Raw genomic sequence first — 24,343 nt, forward strand, 5'->3', positions numbered from 1 at the left:
ACGAGCCGCCGGACGTATCGGCCGTCGCATCCTAGGAAGGCCGCTGACAGAGAAAACCCGCAGGTCAGACCCCACATGACAAAGCGAAGGCCCGGACCTGATGGTCCGGGCCTTCTTCCGTAGCGGGGGCAGGATTTGAACCTGCGACCTCTGGGTTATGAGCCCAGCGAGCTACCGAGCTGCTCCACCCCGCGTCGTTGTGTCTTTAGTTTAGAGGATCTGGGCCGAGCAACCAAATCGGCCCCCGGCGCGGCTCCGGACCGGCGAAAACCCGTGTCTGTCGGACACGTCCCGGCGTACCGTCCGAGTATGTCCCAACACGTCATCCGCCCGTTCGAGGAGGCTGATCTGCCGGCGGCGGCGGGCTTGCTCGCCGAGCGGCATCAGGAGCATCGCAAGCGTCACCCGCTGCTTCCCGCCGACTACGAGGACGAACAGCTCGCGCTCGTCGAAGTGACCGCCGCATGGGAGAGCGAGGGCGCGTCAGGTGCCGTCATGGTCGAGCACGGCGAACTGACCGGCTACCTGCTCGCCGCACCGAAGCCTTCGCCGGTCTGGGGCCCGAACATCTGGGTGGAGGCCGCCGGTCAGGCCGTCCGTGAGCCGGAACACATCCGCGACCTGTACGGCGCCGCCGCTGCTCAGTGGGTCGACGACGGCCGCACCGCGCACTACGTCCTGGTGCCCGACGATGCCGAGCTGATCGACGCGTGGTTCCGGCTGGCGTTCGGTTCGCAGCATGCGCACGCTGTGCGCCCAGTCCCCGAGTCTCCACTCACCCCGCCGCCGGATCTCACCGTACGGCGTGCCGTCCGCGCGGACATCCCGGTACTCGCGGAGCTCGACCTCGCCCTGCCGCGTCATCAGGGCCTGTCGCCGGTGTTCTCGTCCGGCGAGATGCCGACGCTGGAGGAGGCGGTGGCGGACTGGGAGGAATCGATCGACGACCAGGACTACGCGACCTTCGTTGCCTCGTACAACGGTGAGGTCATCGGCTCGTCGGTCGGATGTTCGCTGGACAAGTCGAGTTCGCACAGCGGTCTGGCGAAGCCCGACAACGCCGGCTTCCTCGGATTCGCGGCCGTCCTGCCCGCGGCGCGCGGGCTCGGGGCTGGGCGCGCGCTCGGCGAGGCCGTACTGCAGTGGTCGGCGGAGACCGGGTACACGTCGGTCGTCACGGACTGGCGGGTGACGAACCTGTTGTCGTCGCGGACGTGGCCGCGGCTCGGGTTCCGGCAGACGTTCCACCGGCTGCATCGCCTGATCGGGTACTGACGCCGGGTTTGTCCACAGATCCGGATTCGCCGGTCCGGAGGCGGTGCGATCGCTGCATCTTCTTGGTCACGAACGGCGTCTCGCAGCAGGCGAGGCGCCGCCGATTCCAGGAGGCAGCCATGTCGCGTTCATCGCTTCGTTCCCGAGCCGTGCCGTCCGCCCGTCGTATCGTGACCGGGAGCGCGGTCGTCCTGGCCGCGCTCGCGCTCTCGACGACCGCCCCCGCCTCGGCCACCGGGTTCGCGCCTTCGTCGACGCACTCAGCAACTCATCCATCGACCGAGCAAAGGGCTGGCACCTTGGACGGCTTCGTGATCGAGAACCTCCCCGACGGCCTCGGCACACCGAGCGACTTCGAGTACGAGTGGGAGGACGTGTCGTTCCACAGCCGGGTCTGGGAGACCGGGCCGGATCCGGAGGGCGCGTTCAAGGTCGACCTGACCGTGAAGACCCTCCGCGGCGAGCGGCTGACCGACCTCGAGGCCGTCAAGGACTTCCTCGTCGAGTACGAGGAGAAGGAACCGGGCGACTGGCAGCTCGTCCCGGTCAAGGTCGGTGGGTACGACGGTCTCTTCGCCGGCGACGAGGTGTTCTACTTCATCGAGCCCGGCGTCGCGGCCGAAGTGACGATCGATCACGAGCGTTTCACCGACGAGGATCTGGTCGACACTGCCGCCGGGTTCCACCCGGAGCCGACGACGTGATGCCGTAGGCAACCAAGCCGGGGCAGACGAAGGGGCGGCGACCCCGACTGCTGTCGGTGTCGCCGCCCCTGGAAGCCCGTGCGCTCAGCCTGTCGGTGAGCTCGGTGGGCTGGTTGGCGTCGGAGATGCGGGTGGACTCGACGGACTGCCGGACGGCGTGGCCGACGGCGTCGGCGTGGGCGTTCCCGCCGCGGCAGCGGCAGCCCTGTCGAGCGCCGCCTTCATCTGGTTCAGGTTGGTCTGGTAGCCGGCGAGGTCGCCCTTCGTCAGGGCTGCCTGCGCTCGTGTCCAGGCAGCCTGTGCGTCGGCGATGGCCTGCTTGACCGTCTGGTTCGGCTGTTGCGTAGGCGGTTTCTCGGTTCCTGGTGGCAGCTCACCGGTGTCGACGTTGGTCTTGAAGACCTTGTTGAGGGCTTCTTGCAGCGTTCCGCCGTAGGCCACGCCGTCACCGAACGACACCAGCACGTACCGCAGGACGGGGTAGGTACCCGCTCCGCTGGTCCGCACCGAGTACACCGGCTGGACGTAGAGCAGACCACCGCCGAGCGGCAGCGTCAGCAAGTTGCCGTACTGCGCTCTTGCGCCGCTGTTCGGCTGGTTGATCGGCAGCAACGCCTGTCTGATGCCTTCGTCGGTCTGGAACTTGTTGTAGACCTGCCCCGGACCAGGTATCTGCAGGTTCCCCGGCAATCGCAGCACCCGGAACTTGCCGTAGTCCGGTGAGGTCGCCTCGGCATCGACGGCAACGAATGCTGTGAGGTTCTCCCGTTCACCGTTCGGTACGTACACCGACGTCAGTGAGAACTTCGGCTCGGTCTGACCGGGCATCCGCAACGAGAGGTAGAAGGGAGGCTGGCTGATATGCGTCGCCGAGTCACTGCCGGACGAGACCGCGGTCGGGTCGTCCGGGACGCGCCACAGGTCGCTGTTCTGGTACCACGTGCCGGCGTCCTCGACGTGGTACTTCGCGAGCAGGTCGCGCTGGACCTTGAACATGTCCTCCGGGTAGCGCAGGTGCGACATCAGGTCGGGCGAGATGTCCGAGCGCGGCTTCACCGTGCCGGGGAACGCCTTCATCCAGGTCTTCAGCACCGGGTCGCTTTCGTTCCAGGCATACAGCTCGACCGAGCCGTCGTAGGCGTTGACGACCGCCTTGACCGAGTTGCGGATGTAGTTGATCTTCTCGCTCGGCTGCTGCGCGATCGTCCCGCGGCCGGTCGTGGTGTCCCGGGTGCTGACGTCCAGGTCGACCTTCTGGGAGTACGGGTAGTTGTCCGACGTGGTGTAGCCGTCGACGATCCAGACCACCTGGCCGTCGACGATCGCCGGGTAGGGGTCACCGTCCGGCGTCAGCCACGGCGCCGCCTTCTCCACCCGCTCGCGCGGGCTGCGGTCGTAGAGGATCTTCGACTCGGGGTTCACCCGGCTGGACAGCAGGATGTTCGCGTCCCGGAACTTCGTTGCGTAGAGCAACCGGTTGGCGAACGAACCGATCGGGACGCCGCCCTTGCCCTCGTAGGTGTTCAGGGTCGGGTCGCCGCCGGACTTGCCCTCCGGTGTGTCGAGCTCGACCGGCTGACCGCCTTCCGGAGCGCCGACGATCGAGTAGTCCGGGGACTGCTCGCCGAAGTAGATCCGCGGCTCGTACTTCCCGAGGTCGCCGGTCGGCGGCAGGTCCTTCTCGGTCCACACCGGGATGCCGCCCTGCGACTGGTTACCGTTCGCGGCGACGACTCCGTAGCCGTGCGTATAGACGGTGTGGTCGTTGTTCCAGTTGCGCTGACCGCCCGGCAGCCGGTCGACCTGGACCTCGCGGACCGCGATGACGGTGTCGTTGACCTTGCCCTTGACCTTGTACCGGTCGACGTCCAGATCGGTCGGGAACGAGTAGAACCCGCGGACCTGCTGGAGCTGCTCGAAGGTCGGACCGATCACGGTCGGGTCGATCAGCCGGATACCGGGCAGCACCTCGGCATCGGCCGCCAACTCCTCCGGCTTGGCCGTCGTCTCCGCCCGGTACTCGGTGACGTCCGCGCCCTCGAGCCCGTACGCCTGACGCGTGGCCTCGATGTTCTTCGTGATGTACGGCGCTTCCTTCACCGGCTCGCTCGGTCGCACCCGCAGCTGCTGGAGCGCAGCCGGCCAGAGGGCGCCGAGCAGGATCGCCGACAGGATCAGCACCACCGTGCCGACGCCGGGAAGCAGCCAGGTCCGGCGGACCACATTGGCGAAGAACAGTCCTGCGCACAGGACCGCGATGACGGCCAGGATCTCCTTGCTGGGCAGGATGGCGTTGTCGCCGGTGTAGGAGACACCGGTGAAGAGCTTGGCGTCAGAGGTCGTCAGACCGTACCGGTCCAGCCAGTAGCTGAAGGCTTTCAGCAGGACGAGCAGCCCGAGCAACACGGAGAACTGCACCTGCGCCGCGCCCGACGCCTTCTGGCCCTTGGCGGACGGGCGGAATCCGCCGTAGAGGTAATGGGTGATGATCGCGGCGACCAGCGAGAGCAGGACGATCGAGTAGCCGAAGCCGAGCAGCACGCGCAGCCACGGGTAGTCGAAGACGAAGAACGCGATGTCCTTGTTGAAGTGCTTGTCGGTGACGCCGAAGGGGGTCCGGTTGCGCCAGGCCAGGAAGACCTTCCACTCCCCCGATGCTGCCGAGCCGCCGAAGATCAGCATCAGGGTCGCGATCACTCCGACCGCGACCTTCCCGTGCTGCTGCAGCAGGTCGCCGTACCGTTCGAACCCCGGACTCGGCGACGGCGCAAGCGCCACCCGCGGGCGGGTGCGGAACGCGACGATGATGTTCGCGACGACGGCCGCGGCCATCAGCAGACCGACGACCACGAACAGCAGCACCCGGGTGCCCAGCACGGTGCTGAAGACCGAGCCGAGGTCCACCGACCGATACCAGAGCCGCTGGGTCCAGACATCGGTGAACACGCTGAAGAGGATCAGCAGGACGATCAGTGTGGCGATCGTCGGCAGCAGGGCACGGGGGCGCCCGCCGCTGCGCCGTGGTCTCCGGGCGGCGGGCTCCTCCGGCATGTCGTAGACGCCGTCGCTCATGGTTTCTCCTCGTCGTCGCTCATGCCGTCGACCCCAGGACCTTCACCCGACCGGCTGCCGACCGAAGGTTCGAATGTCAAAGACAGTACTTCGCACAGCGTGGGGACCAAGTCGACGCCGGTGAGCACCGCGCTGTCCTCGTCGTGGGCGCGCAGCCGGACGGCGCCGAACCGGTCGCCCTCACGCAGCACCGCGGCGACCATCCGGACCTCGTGCCGGCGCGGATCGCTCCCGGCCAGCCGGGCCAGTTCGGCGTCCGACTCGACACTGGACAGCCCGGACTCGGCCGCCGCCGGCAGCACGATCCGCTCGATCGCCAACGCACAGCCGGCGACACCGTCCGGCCACTCGATCCGGCCGAGGGTGTCGGCGAGATGCTCGTCCTCCACCCCGCCGGGGAGCTCGCCCTGCGCGACCGGCGTCAGCGGCTGGGACGCGTCCTCGGCACCGAGCTCGGCGGCGAGCTGCGGCTCCGCGCGGAGCAGTTCCGCGGTCGGGACCAGCGCGAACAACTGCGCGGGCTGGTCCCAGCCCGCGCTGCTCACGTGCTTCTCGATCTCGATCACCGCGCGGCTCAGCGCGTCGGACGGCAGCATGCCTACGGAATCCATGCCGGCAGCTCTCCCCTTCGGTTCGCCGGTTCGTACAAACGACTCATTGGCTGCACGACGGGACCTCGCCCTTCCCGTCGGCGACCGCTTTCAGGGCGCTGATCGCGTCGTTCAGCGTGCTGATCTTCACCAGCTGGATGCCCTTCACGTCCGCGTGCAGCGCGGCCGCGCAGTTCGGCGCCGGGACCAGGAACACCGTCGCGCCGTCGTTGCGGGCGCCGGCGATCTTCTGCTGGATACCGCCGATCGCGCCGACCTGGCCGAGCGCGTCGATCGTGCCGGTTCCGGCGACGTGCTTGCCGTTCAGCAGCGCGCCCGGGGTCAGCTTGTCGTAGATGGCCAGCGCGAACGCGGTGCCCGCGCTCGGACCGCCGATGTCCTGCCCGAGGTTGACCGTCACCTTCACCTGCGAGTCGACACCGATCGTGATGCCGACCATCGGCCGGGTCTCATCGCCCGGGGTCGCGGCCGTCTTCAGCTGGACGGTCTGCTCGGCGGTGCCGCGGCGGATCAGGAAGGTGACGTTCTCGCCCACCTTGTGCTTGCGGACGAACTCGCCGACCTGCGGGACCTGCGTCACCGGCTGACCGTCGACGGCCAGCACGATGTCGCCCGGCTTCAGCTTTCCTTCGGCCGGCGACTTCTCCGCGACCGTCGACACCTTCGTGTGGAACGGGACGTTCGCCGCCTGCAGTGCCGCGGCGACCGCGCTGTCCTGCGAGCCGGTCATCTCGGCGGTGTTCTGCTGCTCGACCTCGTCGGCGCTCTGGTCCGGCGGATAGATGATGTCGCGCGGGAACAGGTCGTGGTGCGGGTCGAGCCAGTTCCGCATCGCCTGCGGCAGGGTCAACTGACGGTCCGGAGAGGTCACGGACACCGTGGTCAGATCGAGCTGCCCCGACGTCGGGAACGTCTCGTGACCGGTGATCTCGATGACCGGCTTGTTCTTCGACGCCCCCAGCGTGTCCTTGACCGGACCGGGGCTGAACGAGACGAACGGCACCGGGAAGGCGGTGACCAGCCCCAGCGAGACGACGAGCACGACGATCGAGGTGACCAATGTGGCGGTACGACGTGTCACGAACCCTGCCCTGCGATCTTGGAGCCGGAGCCACGGACCTCGGAAGAGACCGGCTGATGGATACGACGACCGAGGCCGCGACGACGTTCCGGAGTGGCCCGCGGGCCGGGCGCGGCGAGCGCGGCGTTGAAGCGACGGAAGTCCTCGACCGAGGCGAAGGCGCCGCCGGACCGGCGCGGCTCACGGCTGCGCCAGCCGCGCCAGGCGGCCCAGCACATCGCCAGCAGCGTGGCGGTCAGCGGAAACGCCAGCCACGCCAAAACCTTCATCCGGCCACCTTCATGCGCCCAGCGTACGGGTCAGTGAGCGCCGACCCACTCGCTGCCACCGTCGCTGAAGCTCTGGTGTTTCCAAATCGGGACCTCGGCCTTGAGGTCGTCGATGAGTCGCCGGCACGCGGCGAACGCCACATCGCGGTGCGCCGCGGCCACCGCCACGATCACCGCGGCGTCCCCGATCACCAGGTCCCCGGTGCGGTGTACGGCGGCCAGCGCGGTCACCGCTGGATCGTCGCAAACACGCTGCGCGACCTTCCGCAGGTGCTCCAGCGCGTCCGGGTGGGCCTCGTAGCTCAGGCGGTCGACCGGCTTGTCCTGGTCGTGGTTGCGCACTGTGCCGATGAAAAGCGCAGTTCCGCCCGCCGTCGGATCCGCGACCGCGGCCAGCACCTCGTCGCTGGACAGCGCACTCTCGCGGATGTCCAGCAGCCTGATCGCGTCGCTCATCCGTTCCTCATTCCCGCCGTGTCCCCACACACCATTCCATCCCGCGCCGCAATTCTCCCTCCCGCCCGCCGATTCCCGGACACCACCTCCCGTTCGGGGGCGTTCGGAGACTGCGGTGCGTGGTCCGGCGTGCACCGGGAGAGACTGTTGCCTTCCTCACCTACCCGCCATCCGCCGGCCGCCCCGGGTTCGCGCTCTGCCTGCGGCGAACAGAGGCGGCGATGCGTTCGCCGGACGAGGAACTGGTCGACGGAACCAGTACGTTGGAGTAGTACGCCCCACCCGCACAGGAAGGCCCTCCGATGAGCGACGAACCGGACAACCCGTTCAAGGGAACGCCGTTCGAGGCCATGTTCCAGCAGTTCTCCGGTGCGGCCGGCGCGGGCGGCACCCCGGACCTGAACGCGATCTTCGCCCAGGTCCAGCAGTTGCTCAGCGGTTCCACCGACGGCAAGCCGGTGAACTGGGATCTCGCCAAGGACATCGCCCGCAAGACCGTCTCCACCGCCGGCGACCGGTCGATGACGTCGACCGACGGCGATCGGGTCGCGGACGCGGTCCGGCTCGCCGAGCACTGGCTCGACGACGCCACCACGCTGCCCGAGGTGTCCGCCACCTCCGCGGCCTGGAGCCGCGCGGAGTGGGTCGAGAACACGCTCCCGGTTTGGCAGACGATCGTCGACCCGGTCGCGGAACATGTCGCCGGTGCGATGGGCAACGCGCTGCCCGCCGAGGCGCAGCAGTTCGCCGGCCCGATGGCCGGGATGCTGCGGCAGCTCGGCGGTTCCGTCTTCGGAGCGCAGGTCGGCCAGGGACTCGGGGAGCTCGCCGGCGAGGTCGTCAGCTCGTCCGACATCGGGCTGCCGCTGGGCCCGACCGGCCAGGCGATCCTGCTGCCCGACAACATCGCCAAGTTCGCCGAGGGGCTCGGACTGACCGACGAGGACGTCCGGCTGTACCTCGCGTTGCGTGAGGTCGCCCACCAGCGGCTGTACGCCGGGGTGCCGTGGCTCCGTCAGCACCTGCTCGCCGCGGTCGCCGACTACGCGGCCGGGATCGAGGTCGACACCGGCAAGATCGAGCGTGCGATGGCCGACATCGACCCACAGAATCCGGAGGCCATGCAGGAGGCGCTCGCCGGCGGCCTGTTCGAGCCCGAGGACTCGGAGCAGCAGAAGGCAGCCCTCGTCCGGCTCGAGACCACGCTGGCCCTGGTCGAAGGCTGGGTCGACGACGTCGTACGCGAGGCCACCAAGGATCGGATGCCCGCCGCGGTCCAGCTCGCCGAGACGGTTCGGCGCCGCCGCGCCGCCGGGGGTCCGGCCGAGCAGACGTTCGCGACCCTCGTCGGTCTGCAGCTGCGCCCCCGCCGCCTCCGCGACGCCGCGAACCTCTGGGCCGCCGTCCGCGACGCCCGCGGCGTCGAAGGCCGTGACAACCTCTGGTCCCACCCGGACCTGATGCCGAGCACCGGCGACCTGGACGACCCCATCGGCTTCGCGCAGCACGCAGGCGAACTCTCCGACATCGACATCAGCGACTTCCTCGACGCGGAGACTCCCGAGCCGCCGACCGAGGACGACGGCGACAACCCCGCCAAGTAGCTGCGGCGTTCTCCACACCCCCGCCTGAGTGTGTCCAGGCGGGGGTGTGGAGACTTGCGGAATGCTTCATGCCGACGCAGTCGAGGTCTTGAAGAGTTGGCACGCGCCCGACGCCGAGCAGGAAGAGCTGCGGGCGCACTACCTGCACCACCTCTCGACCCACCCGGACGGAATGTGGCGCAGCTGCCGCCCGGAGCACGTGACGGCGAGCGCGCTAGTTGTCGATGCTGCCGGCCGAAATACCCTGCTGACCCTGCACAAAACAGTCGGCCGCTGGCTCCAACTAGGCGGCCACTGCGAACCCGGCGACACCACCCTGACCGGCGCCGCCCTCCGCGAAGCAACTGAGGAATCCGGCCTGTCATCCCTCACCGTCAGCAGCGAACCCCTCCAACTCTCCCGCCACCTACTGGAAGCAGGCGGCTGCGCGGGCGCCTACCACCTCGACGTCCAGTTCCTGGTCACCGCGACATCCACGGAATACGTCGTCAGCGAGGAATCCCACGACCTCGCCTGGTTTCCCCTCGACGCCCTCCCGCCGGACACGGACTGCTCCGTCCAGGAACTGGCCTCCCGCGCACAACATCACCTCGCTCAGCACTGACCACGCCGCCGCTGAGCTCCTGGGACCACAAGATGTGCGGCTTCGTCAGCTGGTGAGGCGAGGAGTGCAAGCGATGCTCGGTCTCGCGGATCTCAGCCGCACTCCCCCGATCACTATCGCCCTGCGCCCGCAGGTCCGAGCACAGCTGTCCCGGCGATCCCCCCGTTCCCTCCTTCGTGGCCCTGCAACGCGGCTCCCGGCCTCCGGTCCGACATGACTCTTCCCCCTGTAGCTCGCATGATCCGGGGGGTGCTGTCACCGGGCCGGAGGCATCGGTAGACCGCCGCAGGCGAAACAGTCAGCTGAGCCTCGGGTCCGCCATCAACACCACGCGATTGGCTGCGGGATCGAACCCGAGCACCGGATGCCCGTTGTCGCCCTCGGCCGTCATGACCACCGGCTTGCCAAGCCTGCGGCCCACAGCGGCGAAGAACCCGCACAGGATGTCCACTCTTTCCTGGCCCTGCAGCTCGCGAACGTCGACATCGAAGTCGATCTCTTCGGCCGACATCGGACGGAATATCGCCAGCACATCCGGGACCGGCCAGACCCGCAGATCGACAGTGTCCGCATCGGCCGGACGCATCAGCACCTCCGCCGCTGACGGCAGTGGCCCAGCGACGCCGCCTACCGAGTACTCCCACGCCCATCCGCTCGACCGGGTCAGATCGAACACCGCCTGCCAGTCCTCGACCGAGGTTCCCGCCACGGACACGTCCGGCAGAGCACCCATCAGGTCAGGGTCGAAGAAGGTCCTGACGTCGTCCCACAGCAGATCCGGCATCCCGCCATGCTGCCCGCCAACACCCCGCGAACGCAGCCAGATTTCCTTGACGAACCCATAGGAGCACCCCCGCGTCCCCCGTCGCCCTGCGATCCCGCTGCGTAGCAGAACCACCCGCTCGTCCAGCGCTTCCAGCTGTTCCCGCCGTACGACAACTCGCAGGCCTGCCCGTCGTACTGCACCCCCGTGCCCCCGCTGCTACTGCGTCCCACCCTCACCTGCACATCCCCGTGCACCCGATCGCGCTGTGCCCGCAGGGTGCGAGCACAGCTCCCCAGCAATCCCCCGTGTGTGCCCCCCAATCGCCCTGCGATCCCGCTCCGTGGCAGAACCACCCGCTCGTGCATGCTTACAACTGTCCTCGCCGTACGACAACTCCCGGGCCTGCCCGTCCTACTCCCCCCGCTGCTAATGCGTCCCACCGTCGCCCGCACACCCCCATGCACTGGATCGCGCTGTGCCCGAGGGTTCGAGCACAGCTCTCCCAGCAATCCCCCCCGTGTCCCCCATTGCCCTGCGATTCCGCTCCGTGCCCGAGCCACCTGCTCGTGCAGGGCTTTCAGCTGTCCTCGCCGTACGACATCGCTAAGGCATGCCCGTCGTACGGCCCCCGTGCTTCCCTTCGGATACTGCGTTCAGCCGTCCCGTGTGCCCCGTGTGCCTGCGGGGTGCGGGCACAGCTTCCCCAACTGGTCCCCTCCGTCGCGATGCCCGTGCTGCGAATCCCCCGTGGGTGCTGCGTTTCAGCCGCCGCCGCATTCCCCGTGCACTGGATCGCGCTGTGCCCGCAGGTGCGAGCACAGCTCCCCCAGCATCCCCCGTTTCCCCCATTGCCCTGCGATCCTGCTCCGTACCCGAGCCACCTGCTCGTGCAGGGCTTACAACTGCCCTCGCCGTACGACGTCTCCTAGGCCTGCCCGTCGTACTGCGCCCCCGTGCTCGTTGCGGTGCCGTCCCCCAGACGGCACTGCGTTTACGGTCGTGCGGTTCCCCCGTGGTGCTGCGATCCCCGTTCCCCCGTGCGTTCCCCATCGTTCTCTTGCCCGGACCGCATCCCCCGGTGCGGTCGGGTTGTTGTCGTCGGGTGCCGCCCCTGAACGGCATCGGCGATCGGTGTTGCTCCCCGTTGCATGGTGAACGAGCGGGTTCGGGGAAGGTGACGGGTCAGGCGTGACGAAGTTGGGATCTTGTGGCGTCCCAGCCTTCCAGCCCTGGATCCAGTCGCGCTATGTCAGCGTTCGATCGCAGACGGTGCCAGCCCGGGCCGATCGCGACCGCATGCCGACGTGGTTTACGGGCTTCGAGCAGCGCCAGCGGGGTGTCGAAGGTCGGCGCGAGGTCGGTGATCCAAGAAGCGACCGGAGACCCGACCCCGATGGCGACGAGCGAACCGTCCTCGGCCGGCGTGACCGCGATGTCGGCGTGGCTCAGCGCCCGGAAGAGCTTGCCGATCAACAGCCCGGGAAGATCGGGTACGTCGTACGAGACGGCAACCACCGCCGCAGCCGGCCCGACCACCTCGACCGCATGCAAGACGGGCCGGTCAGGATCGACGGCGTACGCCGGTGTGCCGGGCCAGGTCAGCGCGCTCATCTCAGCCACCGCGGCGTCGTCGCCGGCGACGGCGACCGCCACATCGACCCGGTCGAGGGCGGCGAGCACCTCGTACGTGTCCTCCGCCAAGGCCAGCCGCCACTTCTCCGGATCTCGTCCCGGCGGCGCCCACGTCCCGACCGCAGGCACGACGACAACGACCACCCGCCGATCAACGGCATCGCCCACATCGGAGCCGTCGGTCGCACTCATGCCGGAGCGCTCGTCGCGTCGTAGAGGGAGCGGGCAGTCTGAACCTCAGGCATGTGCGTCTCGGCCCAGGACTTGATGGCCGCGATAAGTGGCATCAGCGTGCCACCCAGCGGCGTGAGCTCGTAGTCGACGCGTACCGGAACGGACGGAGTGACCGAGCGGGTAAGAAGGCCGTCGCGTTCCAGCGAGCGGAGAGTCTGGGTCAGCATCTTCTGGCTGACCCCGGCGATACGGCGCGACAGGTCGGAGTAGCGCTGCGGCCCGTCCGCGAGAGCGGTCAGCACCAGCGTCACCCACTTGTCGCTGATCCGGTCGAGCAGTTGCCGAGCCGGGCAGGTCGCCAGGAACGCGTCGTACTCGCGAGCGGCCTCCTCCCGGAGCTGAGCTGCAGTACGGGTCGGCATGGCTCTCCTCGTCGTGCGATACGCACTCCGAAGTGCGTACTTCCCGTCAGAGAGTAACTCTCCCAGGGTGATGCCCAAGCCCACATCGAAAGAGAGACATCATGCGCGCACTGGTCGCCCGGAAGCTCGCCGGCCCCGACGCCATCCAGCTGATCGAGACCCCCATACCTGAACCAGCCGAAGGTCAGGTGCGGATCAAGGTAGCCGCGGCCGCGGTCAACCCGGTCGACGTGGCCGTCAGCGCGGGCCTCCTGGTCCAGTCCGGCTTAACCGCCGCCCGCGACCAGTTCGGCCTCGGCTGGGACGTGGCGGGAACAGTGGACGCCGGCGACCTCCCGCCAGGTACGGCGGTGATCGGGCTGGCCGACCTGCTCGGCCGACCGCTGAAGACGCACGCGGAGTACGTCGTCCTGGACACCGACGCCGTCGCAAAGGCTCCCGCGGGCATGGAGCTGATCCCCGCGTCGACATTCGCCCTCAACGCCTCGACAGCACTCCAAGCCCTGCGCGCCTTCGAAGGCGGCCAGACAATCTTGATCACCGGCGCAGCAGGCGGCGTCGGTGGCTACGCGGTCGAGCTCGCCAAGCACTTCGGCTTGACCGTGATCGCCACCGCCGGCGACCAGGACGAGGACTTGGTACGACGCCTCGGCGCGGACCACTTCATCGCCCGCTCGAAGGACCTACCGACCGAGGTACGCCGAATCGTCCCGGCCGGCGTGGACGGACTGGTCGACGCCGCGGTCCTCGGAATCGCCGCCCAAGAAGCAGTCCGCAACCGCGGTCGGCACGTCCATCCACAAGGCGGTCCGCGGCCGCCGCAGCTCCGCGGCATCACGGTCGAGCAGCTCTTCGTCCAGTCGAGCCGCGACGATCTCGAACAACTCGTTCACCTCGCGGAGTCAGGTGTGATCTCGACCCGCGTTGCCGACACGTATCCGCTCGAGGATGCCGCGACGGCGTACAAAAGGCTGGCCAAAGGCGGCGTGCGCGGCCGCCTCGTCATCGTTCCCTAGGCGATGGCCGGCAGTTCGGCGGTGATCAGGCCGAGGCGAAGCGCCGTCATGATCGCGTTGGCCCGGTTCGTCGCGCCGAGCTTTTCGTAGAGGCGGGCGACGTACGTCTTCGCGGTGGAAAGGCTGACGAACATCGCGCCTGCGATCGCCGGGACCGACAGCCCGTCGGCGAGCAGGCGCAGAACCTCCTGCTCACGCCCGCTGAGCGACAGCGCGCAGCCCTTCGCGACCACGCGGCCGCGGCGGGCCAGCGCGGGCGCGAGGCCGGTCGCGGTGAACGAGGACGCGGCGACGGCGGCATGCCGGATCGCTCCGAGCAGTTCGGTGTTCGGAGCGGTCTTGGCGACGAAGGCGGAAGCCCCGTTCTCCAGGGCCCGGAAGAGTACGTCATCCTCATCCTGCGAAGTCAGCACCACGATCCCCAGTGCGGGGTGGCGATCGCGCAGCTCGCGCGCGACGCGCAGGCCGTCGGCGTCCGGCAGCATCACGTCCAGTACGACGACGTCCGGGCGGGCGGAGGCGACCAGCGCCCCCGCCTCGGACGCGAGGCCACACTCACCGACGATGCTGATGTCGGCGTCGGCACTGACCAGCCGGATCAGCCCGTACCTGGTCAGTGTGTGGCCGTCGATGACGACGACGGTGATCGAACCGTTCATGATGTGCCCCCGTGAGACCCCTCAGCACAGAGTGACGAATTTCACCTGCTGTAACTGAAATCGCCCGGAGGCCACAGCCCGTTACGCGAATCAAGCAGGTGTTTTCCACCCACTTGGTTGAACGCTTGGTTACCAACTTCCGGAGTGCGCAAGGGCCGCTGCGGGACGCTCCTGCTCGATCAGACCGAGGCGCAGACCGGCCATGATCGCCTGGGCCCGGTTCGACGCGCCGAGCTTCTGGTAGAGCCTCGCGACGTACGTCTTCGCCGTCGAATGGCTGACGTACATGCTGGTTCCGATCGCGGCGACGGACAGGCCCGCGCCGAGCAGGGCCAGGACCTCGTTCTCGCGCGGGCTCAGCATCGCCTTGGCGCCGGCGGCCTGACGTCGCGCGAGCGCCTGGCCCAGGCCGCTGGCGCTGAACGAGCCGGCGGCGACGGCCGCGTGGCGGATCGCCGCGAGCACCTCGGCCGCGGGCGCGGTCTTGGCGACGAACGCCGACACACCCATCTCCAGGGCCCGGAACAGCACGTCGTCCTCGCCGTTCGACGTCAGCAGCACGATCCCGAGACCGGGATTGCGGTCGCGGAGCTCGCGGGCCGCCCGCAGCCCGTCGACGTCCGGCAGTGCGGTCTCGAGGACGACGACGTCGGCCGCGGTGGTCGCAACGATCGCGGCCGCCTCCGCGCCGAGGCCGGTCTCGCCGACGACGACGATGTCCGGTTGGGCGCTCGCCAGGCCGATGAGCCCGAAGCGCGTGAGGGTGTGGCCGTCGACGACGACGCTCTTGATTTGATGACTCATTGTGTTCCTCCCCGTGTTGTCGTCACCCTAGGTAACGGAAATACGGAGCGACTAGGGACTTTGGTCCCTAGTACGAGGGACTCAGCAGGGTCCCGTACCAGCTCGCCACCGGGGCAGCCGCAAACACCGCGAGGAGCACGCCGCCGATCATGAACGGACCGAACGGCAGTGCGGTCTTGCGCCCGCCGCGGCCGGCCAGCATCACAGCGACGCCGACGACCGCCCCGAGCAGGAACGCCGCGAACGCGCCGATCACGAATGTCTGCCAGGAGAGGAACGCCAGTACGCCGCCGACGAGGCCGGAGAGCTTGACGTCACCCCAGCCCATCCCGGCCGGATACGCGACGACCACGAGCAGGTAGAACCCGAACAACACCGCCCCGCCGATCACAGCCCGCGCGAGCGCCCACCAGTGGTGCTCCCACGCGGCAGCGCCGGCCAGTAGTGCCAGCAGGACCGGGTACGACGGCACCACGATCGCGTTGGGCAACCGCCGTACGTCGAGGTCGATCAACGCGAGCGCTACCCCCGTACCGGCGAACCAGAGGTACGCCGGAAGTACCGCGACCGTGTCGAACCGCAAGGCGATCGCGGCGAACAGGAGCCCGGTCGCGAGCTCCACCAGCGGATATCGCACGCTGATCGGCAACCGGCAGTCCGCGCATCTCCCCCGCAACAGGACCCACCCGACCACGGGCACGTTGTGCCTGGCACGCACGAGACTGTCACACCGCGGACAGTGCGACGGCGGATTCACCACCGACTCGCCTCGCGGCACGCGGTACACCACCACGTTCAGAAACGACCCGACTGCCAGCCCGAGCAGCCCGGCGAACAGCGCGATCATCCTGGCCTCGACCAACTGAGCACGGTCACTTGCCGGTGTCCGGGGCTCGGTGTCATCGGATTGGAGTCGACCAGGGCGACCTTCGACCGCAACGCCGGCGTGCCACCCGTCGAGCACGGTCCTGGTCCGGAGCAGATGTACGTCGACAGGTAGAGGCTGAACACGAAGCCTGGCGAATCGTCCGGCACCTCGATGACCGGCCCGCCGAACGTGAAGCTGCCGGTGACCTTGACCCACAACGACCGCGAGACGACCCCGAAGCGGAAGACCTGCTCCTCGGCGTTGTTGAGCGTGATGTCCAGGACGGCCTTCGGCGTGTACGTCGTGCCCTGGACATAGAACAGGCTGTCGTTGGACTGGGCGCTGACGACCGCGCAGGTCGACGCGTTGCCGACCCCGGTGTACGGCGTGTTCGTGATGCAGCCGGAGCCGCCGCGCAGGGTCGGGGTGACGACGGTCAGCTCGAGCCTCAGCGTGTCGAGCATCTCGGTGCCCTTGTGCTTCACGCCCGCCGAATAGGTGAGCTTGGTTCCGGAGAGATTGCCGCTGGTGACGAGCTGCGCGAGCGTGCCGAGGCCGCTTTGGAGTACGTCGATCGACTCGGTGTGCATGGCGGTGTCGCCGTACGACGGGACCGTGACGCTGAACGGCGTACCGTTCGTCGGCTCGAGTCGAACCGAGAGAATGTCCTGTGTCGATCCTGCCGTGTTCCCGTGGACGACGATCAACTTGGCGGCGGTGAGCACCGAGCCTGTCGGGATCGCGGTCGGTGGCGTGTAGCCCGACACCTTCACCGTCCCGGTCTCGTTGCTCGCACTCGTCTTGACCCACGTCGCGCTCTTGCCGTCGGCCAGACCGATCCAGCCGGGGTTGTTCGTGAACGCGCCAGGGTCGTCGACCGTCGTCATGCTCAGCGCGTTGGTGCCGGTCCACGCCGTCGGGGTGTCCGCGCCGGTGGTCTGGCCGTAGATCGCGATCGGCGCCCTGTCGGTGTGGTACGAACCGCAGATCTCCGCGTGCCCCTTGTTGACCACGAGTTGGCTGTCGCCGCCGAAGACGAACTGGACACCGACGGCGCCCGCGTCGTTGATCGGGTTGTCGCACGCGCCCGGGATGGCGGGCATCACCGGCGGCTTGGCGATGATGGTGCCGGCGGCGTTGGTCGGCGTACCGCCGATCAGGGTCCCGTTGTCGATCGTCCAGATGTTCGAGCCGGACGGGAGCAAGGGGTTGGAGTTGGTGCCGCTGTTGCGGAAGTCGAAGTAGTAGGTGCCCGGCTTGAACCACCAGGTGCTGTCCTTGCACGCGCTGCTGCTCTTCATCATGGCGCTCAGCCCGACGGCGTCGTCGTACGTGCCCGGCTCGAACGTGACGACCGTGCCGCGGGTGGTGCAGGCCGGCAGGTCGCGGTGCGGCGGCGGTGCACTCGCATCGGAGGCGTAGTTCGGGTCGTCGCCGAGCCCATTGGCGGCGCTGCCGATGGTGCACGCCGTACCGATGCTCTGGATCGTTCCCGTGCAGGAGCCACGTGCCCAGACGTTGGCATTCGTGTTCAGGATGCCTTTGACCACATTGATGTTGGAGTTCGAGAACACGTTGCCGTGCACGCGGAACGCGGACCCGGTGCTCGGCTGGGTGATGTTCAGACCGTCCTCGCCGGCGACCTTGCCCAGCGTCAGGATGGCGTTGCCGGGCCGGTTGCAGTTCGACAGCGACGGGCACTGGATCAGGACCTTCTTCGGGTCGGCCTCACAGGTGACCGCGGCGGAGTCGCTACCGTGGAAGTTGGGCAGTTGGAGCGTGTCGCTGGAGCCGAAGCAGTACTGGCCGGTGTTGTGGTTGTAGCTGCTGTTGCGCAGGTTGTTGATCGCGGCCTGCATCGCACCGTCGGCGTTGTAGGTGTCCGCGACCTGGTCGCGCAGGCCGACCGTCGTCCGCACACTGGTGTCCGACAACGTGAGCAGCGCGGACAGGCTGAGTGCGATCACGGTGATCACGATCAGCGCCAGGACGAGCGCCGCGCCCTCGTCCCCGCGAGCACGCGCGCGGGCGATGCGGTCTTTCATTGCTGCCTCCGCTGACCGGTGAGAGTGATCGGGTAGTCGCCGACGGACGCCCGCGTGACCTGGAACGCCATGGAGATCTGGTCGGGTACGTCGGCCGCCTCGCAGGCGCTCGAACACGTCACGGCCACGCTCCCCGGCTTCACGTTGTGCGCAACCACGATGTCGGTGCCCGTGGTGGCAGGGCCGATGCACTTGACCCGGTGCAGCTCACTGACGACGCCGACCGGCTTCAGGTAGTAGGCCACGACGTTGGTGGACGCATCTGTCTTGGAGGCGTCCCACACGTCCGAGAGGAACCGGACCACGGCAGTCGAGGACCCGCAGGTGTAGCCACCTTCGTTGTACGCCGCACCGAGTTGCACGGACTGCTTGAACGGCACCGAGCTCGCACTTACGGCCGCCCAGTCCCGCAGTCCCACCTCAGCAACGTCGCGCGCGAAGTACGACGAACTGATCTGCGCGTCGTGCGACAACTCCAGCCGGTCGGACGTGTCTGTGGTGTTGCGAAAGGCGCCGATGACGACGTTCGCCAGCGGCACCGTGATGACGGCGAGGATCGCGACGGCGACGAGCAACTCGACCAGGGTGAACCCCTCGTCGGTACGGCGGCGGGTCAGCATGTCGTGTCCAATCCGCACGGCTTCCGCAGTACGACGTCCACTCGCTCGGTCGCGCGGCCGTCGCTGCTGGCGACCTGGATCGTCAACTGCTGCAGGCCGAGGTCGGACGAGCAGCTCGACTGCCATGAGCTGCCGTTCCAGTACCGGACCGTCCCGGCGACAACGCTCGGCGTGAACCCGGACGGCGCGCTGAAGGCCGGCACCAGAGCGTCGGGCTTGTACGACGTGGCGCTCGCACACGGCACGTAGTGCTCGTCAGCAACCGAGGTCTGGATCGCCTCGGCGTAGTCGCGGACCGCTGTGCCGGCGGTCGCCTGTTTGCGGTGTACGTCGGAGATCAGGACGCTGGTGACCAACCCGGCCATGATCGCGACCACGGCGATGCCCATGATGGCGACCGCGATCAGCAGCTCGAGCAGTGATTCGCCCTGCTCCCCACGCGCCTCGCTCATGACTGGACCTGGCGGAAGATGCCGTACATCGCGGACACCAGGGCGACTGCGACGAAGCCGACGATCAGGCCCATGAGCACGATGACCAGCGGCTCGAACAGACCGATCAGCTTCTTCAGCTTGTAGTCCAGCTCGCCCTCGTAGTACTCGGCCGTGACCTCGAGCTGCGTGTCCAGTGTGCCGGTGTCCTCACCGACCAGCATCATCTGCGCCGCGGTCTTGGGGAACAGTTTGGTCGCGGCCAGTGGACGAGCGAGACCCTCTCCCTCCAGCAGGGCCTCGCCCGCCACGCCCAGCGAGCGCCGGAACACCAGGTTCGGCAACGAACCGGTGGCGACGCGGAGCGCTTCCGGCAGCTGCACGCCCGCACCGACCATCGATGCGAGGATGCGGCAGAAGCGCTCGACCAAGGCGAACTGGATCGTGCCGCCGAGCACCGGCAGCGCGAGAAACACCTTGTCGCGCAGGTAGCGACCGCCGTGCGTCTGCACGACACCGAAGATGAGCAGCGCCAGTACGGCGACTCCGCCGCCGAGCGCCCACCACCACGCGGTCAGGAAGTCCGTGACCGCGAGCAGCATCCGGGTCGGCAGCGGCAGCGTCGCGTGCAGGCTGGCGAAGAAGTCCTTGAACCGCGGCAGCACGAACGCCGCGAGCACGATCACCGTGACCATCGACATCACCGCCACGATCGACGGATAGATCATCGCTTGCTTGACCTTGCGCCGGGCCTCGAGGTCGCGCTCGAGGTACGTCGCGAGCTGCTGCAGCACCGTGTCCAGCTGCCCGCTCAGCTCGGCCGAGCGGAGGATGCCGCGATAGAACTCCGGGAAGATCTTCGGGTGCCGGTCGAAGCAGTCCGAGAGCTTCTCGCCGCCGCGCAGACCGTGCTCGACCTCGGCCATCATCCGCCGGACCGACGCGTTGTCGGCCTCCTCGCCGAGCGAGTGCACCGCGTCGATCAGCGGCAGGCCGGCCTTGATGAAGGCGCCCAGCTGCCGTGACAGGTGCATCACCTCCTCGCGCTTCACGCGGCGCGGCGTGATCTCGAGCTGCAGGACGCTGCGCTTCTCGGTGACCCGGATGTCGCGCAGCTCGAGCTCGTACAGCGCCAGCTCGGCGTCCTCGCGGCTCTCCGCCTTGGTCGTGCCCTTCGCGACCTGGCCGTCCGGCGCGGTCGCGACGTACGCGTACTTGGTCATCGGTCAGCTCCCGACCATGTAGATGGACCGCATGACCTCGCCGATGGTGGTGACGCCCGCCTCGGCGAGCCGGATGCCCTCCTCGGTCAGCGTCCGCATGCCTTCGTAGCGGGCCACCTTGCGGATCTCGTCGTGCGCGGCGCGGTCGACGACCAGCTCGCGGATCGCGTCCGACACCGGCATCAGCTCGTAGACGCCGGTCCGCTCCAGGAACCCGGTGTGCGCGCAGAAGTTGCAGCCCGCGCCGCGGACGAACCCGTCGTCGGGCGTTCGGCCGCCGGCGGCCGCGAGGAACGCGAGCTCCTCGGCCTTCGGTACGTAGTACTCGCGGCAGTTCGTGCACACCCGGCGGACGAGGCGCTGGGAGACCACAGCGGTGACCGAGGACGCGATCAGGAACGTCTCGATTCCCATGTCCAGCAGGCGGTGCAGCGCTGTCGCCGCGTCGGTCGCGTGCAGCGACGAGAGCACGAAGTGGCCGGTCAGCGCGGACTGTACGGCGATCCGCGCGGTCTCGATGTCGCGGACCTCGCCGACCAGGATCACGTCCGGGTCCTGCCGCAGGATCGACCGCAGACCGCCGGCGAACGTGATACCGGCTGCCTCGTTGATCTGGATCTGGTTGATCGAGTCGAAGGTGTACTCGACCGGGTCCTCGATCGTCATGATGTTGCGCTCGGGACTGTTGATCTCGCCGAGCGACCCGTAGAGCGTGGTGGTCTTGCCGCTGCCGGTCGGCCCCGCGCAGATGACCATGCCGTACGGCGCATGCAGCAGACCCGAGTACGTCGCGGCCATGTGGTCCGGCATGCCGAGCTGCTCCAGCCGGAACAACGGACGGCTCTTGTCGAGCAACCGCAGGACGACCTTCTCGCCGCCGACCACCGCGGTCGTGGAGACGCGGATGTCGACCGGGCGTCCCTCGACGTCCATGCTGATCTGACCGTCCTGCGGGCGACGACGCTCGACGATGTTGAGGTCGGCGAGGATCTTGATCCGGCTCACCACGGCCGGGCCGATCGACCCGGGCAGTTCGAGTACGTCGTGCAACGCGCCGTCGATCCGGTACCGGACGCGGACACGGTCGCCGTGCGGCTCGATGTGTACGTCGGACGCCCGGTCCCGCAACGCCTGCGTGATGACGAGCTGCACGACCTGGACGACGGGAGCGTCGTCGTTCGCGCCGGGCGCCTCGTCGCGGATGTCCTTGCGGACCGCGTCGCGGGCCTCGAACACCTTGACGCGGTCGTCGATGCCGGTCAACGCGCGGTACGCCGTACCGATGGCGTGCAGCACGTCGGTCGGTGCGGCGAGCTCGAGAACGACCCGGCGGCCGAGTGCAGCCTGCAGCTCGTCGAGGACCGACGGGTCGGCGACAGCCACCGCGACGACGTCCTCGCGGACCTCCAGCGGTACGGCGACCAAGTTGCGAGCCGTTCGTTCGTCGAGGAGTGCGGCCGCGGCCGGATCAGGGCTGGTGGTCCGCAGGTCGGCGAGGCCGAGGTTGTGCTGCTCGGCGAGGTGACGGGCGCGGGTGCGCTCGATATGCAGGTCCTGCTCGGTGGCGGCCGGGATGATCTCCGGGCGCGGGCTCGGTACGGCGTGCCGGGGTTCGGGCCGGTCGGCCTTGCGAAGCTTCATGCCGGCACCCCCGCCCGCAGCCGCGGCCGCGCCTCGATGTCCTTCGGGTAAAGGCTGCGCGCGGCCGCGTCGTCGTACGTGACGACACCGTTCTGCACGAGCGTCGACAGCGACTGTTCGAGCGTGAGCATGCCGTCGCGCTGACCGGTGACGACCGAGTTGCGCAGCTGGTGCGTCTTGCCTTCCTTGATCAGGTTGCGGACGGCGGCGTCGGCGACCATCACCTCGTACGCCGCGACCAGTCCGCCGCCGATGCGCGGAATCAGCCGCTGGTACACCACGCCCGTGAGCGCCGCGGCGAGCTGGACCCGGACCTGGGCCTGCTGCTCCGCCGGGAACACGTCGATGATGCGAGCCAGCGACTGTGCGGTGTCGTTGGTGTGCAGGGTCGCGAAGACCAGGTGCCCTGTCTCGGCGATGGTGAGGGCGAACCGGATCGACTCCAGGTCACGCATCTCACCCACCAGCAGGACGTCGGGGTCCTCGCGCAGTGCCGAACGCAGAGCGTCTGGGAAGCTGGCGGTGTCGCTGCCGACCTCACGCTGGTTGACGGCGGAGAGCTTGTGGTCGTGGACGTACTCGATCGGATCCTCGACCGTGATGATGTGGCAGGCGCGATCGGCGTTGATCTTGCCGATCATCGCCGCCAGCGTCGTCGACTTGCCGGAGCCGGTCGGGCCGGTCACCAGCACCAGGCCCTGGTGCTTGCGGGCGAAGTCGTACAGGACCGGCGGCAGGCCGAGCTCGTCCATCGTCGGGATCTCGCGCGGGATCATCCGGAGCGCCACCGCCGTGTCACCGCGCTGGGTGAACGCGTTGCCGCGAATCCGGGCCTCGTCGCGCCAGGAGAACGAGAAGTCGTGTTCGTGCTTGGTGTTCCAGTCCGCGGCCTGCTCGGCGCTGAGCACCTCTTCGAGCAGGCTGTCGGTGTCGTCGCGGGTCAGCGGGTCCAGGCCGTTGACGGAGTGCAGGCGTCCGTGGACGCGGATCTGAGGTGGCATGCCCGCGGTCAGCAGCAGGTCGGTGCCGCCGGCGTTCCAGAGCTCTTCGAGCAGCAGGTCGACCCGGCTGCCACGAGCAAGACTGATCATGGTGCTTCTCCAGGTGGTTGGTCGTGCGTCGGTCAAATACCCGGTGGGGAGAGGCCTTGGGGAAACCCCTCCCCACCGGAGTCAGGCGATCAGGCGGCCGAGCAGCCTGAAGGCGGCGAGGCGACCAGAGTCAGCGAGCCGTCGCTCGCGTTCGCGGACGCGACATACTTCGGGGTGCCAGAGCGCAGGAACCCGTTGGTGACCAGGCCCGCAAGGTCGGCGTACGTACCCTTCTGGGCGTAGTTGGCCTCCTCGGCGACAGCGATCGTCTTGACCTCGGACTTGCAGGCCGACAGCGCGCCGCGGTCCTGGATGCCGGACACGGCGAAGACGACGATGCCGGACAGGACGCCCAGGATGACGATGACCATCAGGAGTTCGATGAGGGTGAAGCCGGACTCGTTCTTGCGGGCTTCGCGGATCTTGTTGAGCATGATGTGTTTCGCTTTCTGTTCAAAGGATTCGAGTGGTTGTGAGGTGGTGCTACGCGGAGGGCGGATCCCGGCTGCACCTCCCGTCGCTCGCGACGAGGGTGTCGGCCAGCCGGCGGACGGCCTGGCTGACGGGATGGTCCGGGTAGCCGACGGTGATGGGTTCGCCCCGGTTGATCGAGGCGGGCACATCGGTCCAGTTCGGCAACTGGGTCGCGATCGGGGTCCTGACCAGCTGGTCCGTGTCGGCCGCGGTCAGATCCGCCCGGCGGTCCGATCGGTTGATGACGATCGACCGGGAGCCGGCGTCGTACAGCAGGTCGAGGACGTCGAGGATCAGCCGCAGGTTCTTCAGCGACGGCCGCTCCGAGGTGGCGACCAGTACGTGGTGATCAGCCGCGTCGAGCGCGGCCAGTACCGACGCGTTGAACTGCGCCGGCGTGTCGACGATCACGAAGTCGTACACGTCGCGCGCCACGTCCAGGAGCTCGGCGACAAGGGTGTGCGGGATCTTCATCGCGTTCCCGGGACCGGCCGGAGCCAGCAGGCAGTCCAGCCCCGGGCGGTACGTCGTCATCAGGTCGACGACTTGTTCCGTGGTGAGCGACCCGGCCGACGGCAGCGCGTCGCAGAGGCTGCGCCCGGGACGCAGCCCGAGAAGGCAGGCGACGTCACCGAACTGCAGGTCCAGGTCGACGAGGCAGACGCGCCGTTCGCCGGGGGCGCACAGGGCGACGGCCAGGTTCGTGGCGACTGTCGTCTTGCCGCTGCCGTCCTTGGCCGCGAAGACCGTGATGATCCGCCCGTCCGACATCCTGACACCCCCCGCCGCCACTCTGTGTCA

24 protein-coding genes and 1 tRNA gene are annotated in these 24,343 nt (G+C 68.4%); 5 read left to right on the forward strand and 20 right to left on the reverse strand.

All coding sequences use genetic code 11. The features are described 5' to 3' along the window. Positions 1-120: 120 nt before the first annotated feature. Positions 121-194: transfer RNA gene (locus AB0I12_RS06840), tRNA-Met, on the reverse strand. Positions 195-309: 115 nt separating this feature from the next. Between AB0I12_RS06840 and AB0I12_RS06845 the strand changes: the two genes are divergently transcribed. Continuing rightward, positions 310-1,275: a GNAT family N-acetyltransferase gene (locus tag AB0I12_RS06845; RefSeq protein ID WP_359925643.1), complete on the forward strand. Its 966-nt coding sequence runs from the start codon at positions 310-312 to the stop codon at positions 1,273-1,275. 170 nt (positions 1,276-1,445) lie between these two features. Further along, positions 1,446-1,979 carry a hypothetical protein gene (locus AB0I12_RS06850; RefSeq protein ID WP_359925646.1) on the forward strand — a complete coding sequence of 178 codons (534 nt, stop codon included), beginning with the start codon at positions 1,446-1,448 and terminating at the stop codon, positions 1,977-1,979. 84 nt (positions 1,980-2,063) lie between these two features. Here the strand turns inward: AB0I12_RS06850 and AB0I12_RS06855 are convergent, their stop codons facing one another. The 5 genes from AB0I12_RS06855 to AB0I12_RS06875 are packed head-to-tail and all read right to left on the reverse strand — an operon-like array spanning position 2,064 to position 7,468. After that, on the reverse strand, positions 2,064-5,051 hold the full coding sequence (locus AB0I12_RS06855; RefSeq protein WP_359925648.1) for a UPF0182 family protein: 2,988 nt from the start codon (positions 5,049-5,051) through the stop codon (positions 2,064-2,066). Then, a complete protein-coding gene (locus AB0I12_RS06860; RefSeq protein ID WP_359925651.1) occupies positions 5,048-5,662 on the reverse strand; it encodes a PPA1309 family protein in 615 nt (204 codons plus the stop codon). The genes AB0I12_RS06855 and AB0I12_RS06860 overlap by 4 nt, the downstream gene beginning before the upstream one ends. Before the next feature lie 43 nt (positions 5,663-5,705). Next, positions 5,706-6,743 carry a PDZ domain-containing protein gene (locus AB0I12_RS06865; RefSeq protein WP_359925653.1) on the reverse strand — a complete coding sequence of 346 codons (1,038 nt, stop codon included), beginning with the start codon at positions 6,741-6,743 and terminating at the stop codon, positions 5,706-5,708. Further along, entirely contained in the window at positions 6,740-7,012 is a 273-nt protein-coding gene (locus AB0I12_RS06870) for a hypothetical protein (protein ID WP_359925655.1), read from the reverse strand. The genes AB0I12_RS06865 and AB0I12_RS06870 overlap by 4 nt, the downstream gene beginning before the upstream one ends. A 30-nt stretch (positions 7,013-7,042) precedes the next feature. Next, the gene (locus tag AB0I12_RS06875; RefSeq protein ID WP_359925657.1) at positions 7,043-7,468 is read right to left on the reverse strand and encodes a molybdenum cofactor biosynthesis protein MoaE; all 426 of its coding nucleotides are present in this window, start codon (positions 7,466-7,468) and stop codon (positions 7,043-7,045) included. A gap of 302 nt (positions 7,469-7,770) precedes the next feature. Here AB0I12_RS06875 and AB0I12_RS06880 point away from each other — a divergent pair, with 302 nt between their 5' ends. Both AB0I12_RS06880 and AB0I12_RS06885 read left to right on the forward strand, forming a co-directional pair. Further along, positions 7,771-9,072 (forward strand): zinc-dependent metalloprotease, encoded by a 1,302-nt coding sequence (locus AB0I12_RS06880; RefSeq protein WP_359925660.1) that lies wholly within the window; start codon positions 7,771-7,773, stop codon positions 9,070-9,072. A 61-nt stretch (positions 9,073-9,133) separates the two neighbouring features. Then, positions 9,134-9,676, forward strand: coding sequence for an NUDIX domain-containing protein (locus AB0I12_RS06885; RefSeq protein WP_359925662.1), 543 nt, complete (start codon positions 9,134-9,136; stop codon positions 9,674-9,676). A 298-nt stretch (positions 9,677-9,974) separates the two neighbouring features. Here the strand turns inward: AB0I12_RS06885 and AB0I12_RS06890 are convergent, their stop codons facing one another. The 3 genes from AB0I12_RS06890 to AB0I12_RS06900 form a co-directional block, all read right to left on the reverse strand. Then, a complete protein-coding gene (locus AB0I12_RS06890; protein WP_359925665.1) occupies positions 9,975-10,460 on the reverse strand; it encodes a hypothetical protein in 486 nt (161 codons plus the stop codon). Positions 10,461-11,624: 1,164 nt separating this feature from the next. Beyond that, the gene (locus tag AB0I12_RS06895) at positions 11,625-12,266 is read right to left on the reverse strand and encodes a DUF2064 domain-containing protein (RefSeq protein WP_359925668.1); all 642 of its coding nucleotides are present in this window, start codon (positions 12,264-12,266) and stop codon (positions 11,625-11,627) included. Continuing rightward, entirely contained in the window at positions 12,263-12,670 is a 408-nt protein-coding gene (locus AB0I12_RS06900) for a helix-turn-helix domain-containing protein (RefSeq protein ID WP_359925670.1), read from the reverse strand. Before AB0I12_RS06900 ends, AB0I12_RS06895 begins: the two co-directional genes overlap by 4 nt. A gap of 101 nt (positions 12,671-12,771) precedes the next feature. Between AB0I12_RS06900 and AB0I12_RS06905 the strand changes: the two genes are divergently transcribed. After that, entirely contained in the window at positions 12,772-13,686 is a 915-nt protein-coding gene (locus AB0I12_RS06905; protein ID WP_359925673.1) for an NADP-dependent oxidoreductase, read from the forward strand. On the opposite strand, the gene AB0I12_RS06910 is transcribed toward AB0I12_RS06905, so the two are convergent. From AB0I12_RS06910 to AB0I12_RS06960, 11 genes are all read right to left on the reverse strand, one after another. Then, positions 13,683-14,345, reverse strand: a complete 663-nt coding sequence (locus tag AB0I12_RS06910; RefSeq protein WP_359925676.1) for a response regulator transcription factor — start codon at positions 14,343-14,345, stop codon at positions 13,683-13,685. The genes AB0I12_RS06905 and AB0I12_RS06910 overlap by 4 nt on opposite strands. Positions 14,346-14,474: 129 nt before the next feature. Beyond that, positions 14,475-15,149 carry a response regulator transcription factor gene (locus AB0I12_RS06915; RefSeq protein ID WP_359925679.1) on the reverse strand — a complete coding sequence of 225 codons (675 nt, stop codon included), beginning with the start codon at positions 15,147-15,149 and terminating at the stop codon, positions 14,475-14,477. Positions 15,150-15,216: 67 nt separating this feature from the next. Continuing rightward, positions 15,217-16,011 carry a prepilin peptidase gene (locus AB0I12_RS06920; RefSeq protein WP_359925682.1) on the reverse strand — a complete coding sequence of 265 codons (795 nt, stop codon included), beginning with the start codon at positions 16,009-16,011 and terminating at the stop codon, positions 15,217-15,219. Further along, positions 15,993-18,062, reverse strand: coding sequence for a hypothetical protein (locus tag AB0I12_RS06925; protein WP_359925684.1), 2,070 nt, complete (start codon positions 18,060-18,062; stop codon positions 15,993-15,995). The genes AB0I12_RS06920 and AB0I12_RS06925 overlap by 19 nt, the downstream gene beginning before the upstream one ends. Then, the gene (locus AB0I12_RS06930; protein ID WP_359925687.1) at positions 18,059-18,700 is read right to left on the reverse strand and encodes a prepilin-type N-terminal cleavage/methylation domain-containing protein; all 642 of its coding nucleotides are present in this window, start codon (positions 18,698-18,700) and stop codon (positions 18,059-18,061) included. Before AB0I12_RS06930 ends, AB0I12_RS06925 begins: the two co-directional genes overlap by 4 nt. After that, complete coding sequence (locus AB0I12_RS06935) at positions 18,676-19,134, reverse strand: type II secretion system protein (protein WP_359925690.1); 459 nt, start codon at positions 19,132-19,134, stop codon at positions 18,676-18,678. The genes AB0I12_RS06930 and AB0I12_RS06935 overlap by 25 nt, the downstream gene beginning before the upstream one ends. Next, positions 19,131-20,336 (reverse strand): type II secretion system F family protein, encoded by a 1,206-nt coding sequence (locus AB0I12_RS06940; RefSeq protein WP_359925693.1) that lies wholly within the window; start codon positions 20,334-20,336, stop codon positions 19,131-19,133. Before AB0I12_RS06940 ends, AB0I12_RS06935 begins: the two co-directional genes overlap by 4 nt. 3 nt (positions 20,337-20,339) lie before the next feature. Further along, complete coding sequence (locus AB0I12_RS06945) at positions 20,340-21,977, reverse strand: GspE/PulE family protein (RefSeq protein ID WP_359925695.1); 1,638 nt, start codon at positions 21,975-21,977, stop codon at positions 20,340-20,342. Further along, entirely contained in the window at positions 21,974-23,068 is a 1,095-nt protein-coding gene (locus AB0I12_RS06950; RefSeq protein WP_359925697.1) for a type IV pilus twitching motility protein PilT, read from the reverse strand. Before AB0I12_RS06950 ends, AB0I12_RS06945 begins: the two co-directional genes overlap by 4 nt. Before the next feature lie 89 nt (positions 23,069-23,157). Next, positions 23,158-23,502 (reverse strand): prepilin-type N-terminal cleavage/methylation domain-containing protein, encoded by a 345-nt coding sequence (locus AB0I12_RS06955; protein ID WP_359925700.1) that lies wholly within the window; start codon positions 23,500-23,502, stop codon positions 23,158-23,160. 49 nt (positions 23,503-23,551) lie between these two features. Further along, positions 23,552-24,313 carry an AAA family ATPase gene (locus tag AB0I12_RS06960; protein ID WP_359925703.1) on the reverse strand — a complete coding sequence of 254 codons (762 nt, stop codon included), beginning with the start codon at positions 24,311-24,313 and terminating at the stop codon, positions 23,552-23,554. Positions 24,314-24,343: the final 30 nt, after the last annotated feature.

Source organism: Kribbella sp. NPDC050459 (genome assembly GCF_040655315.1).
Classification (GTDB): Bacteria; Actinomycetota; Actinomycetes; order Propionibacteriales; family Kribbellaceae; genus Kribbella.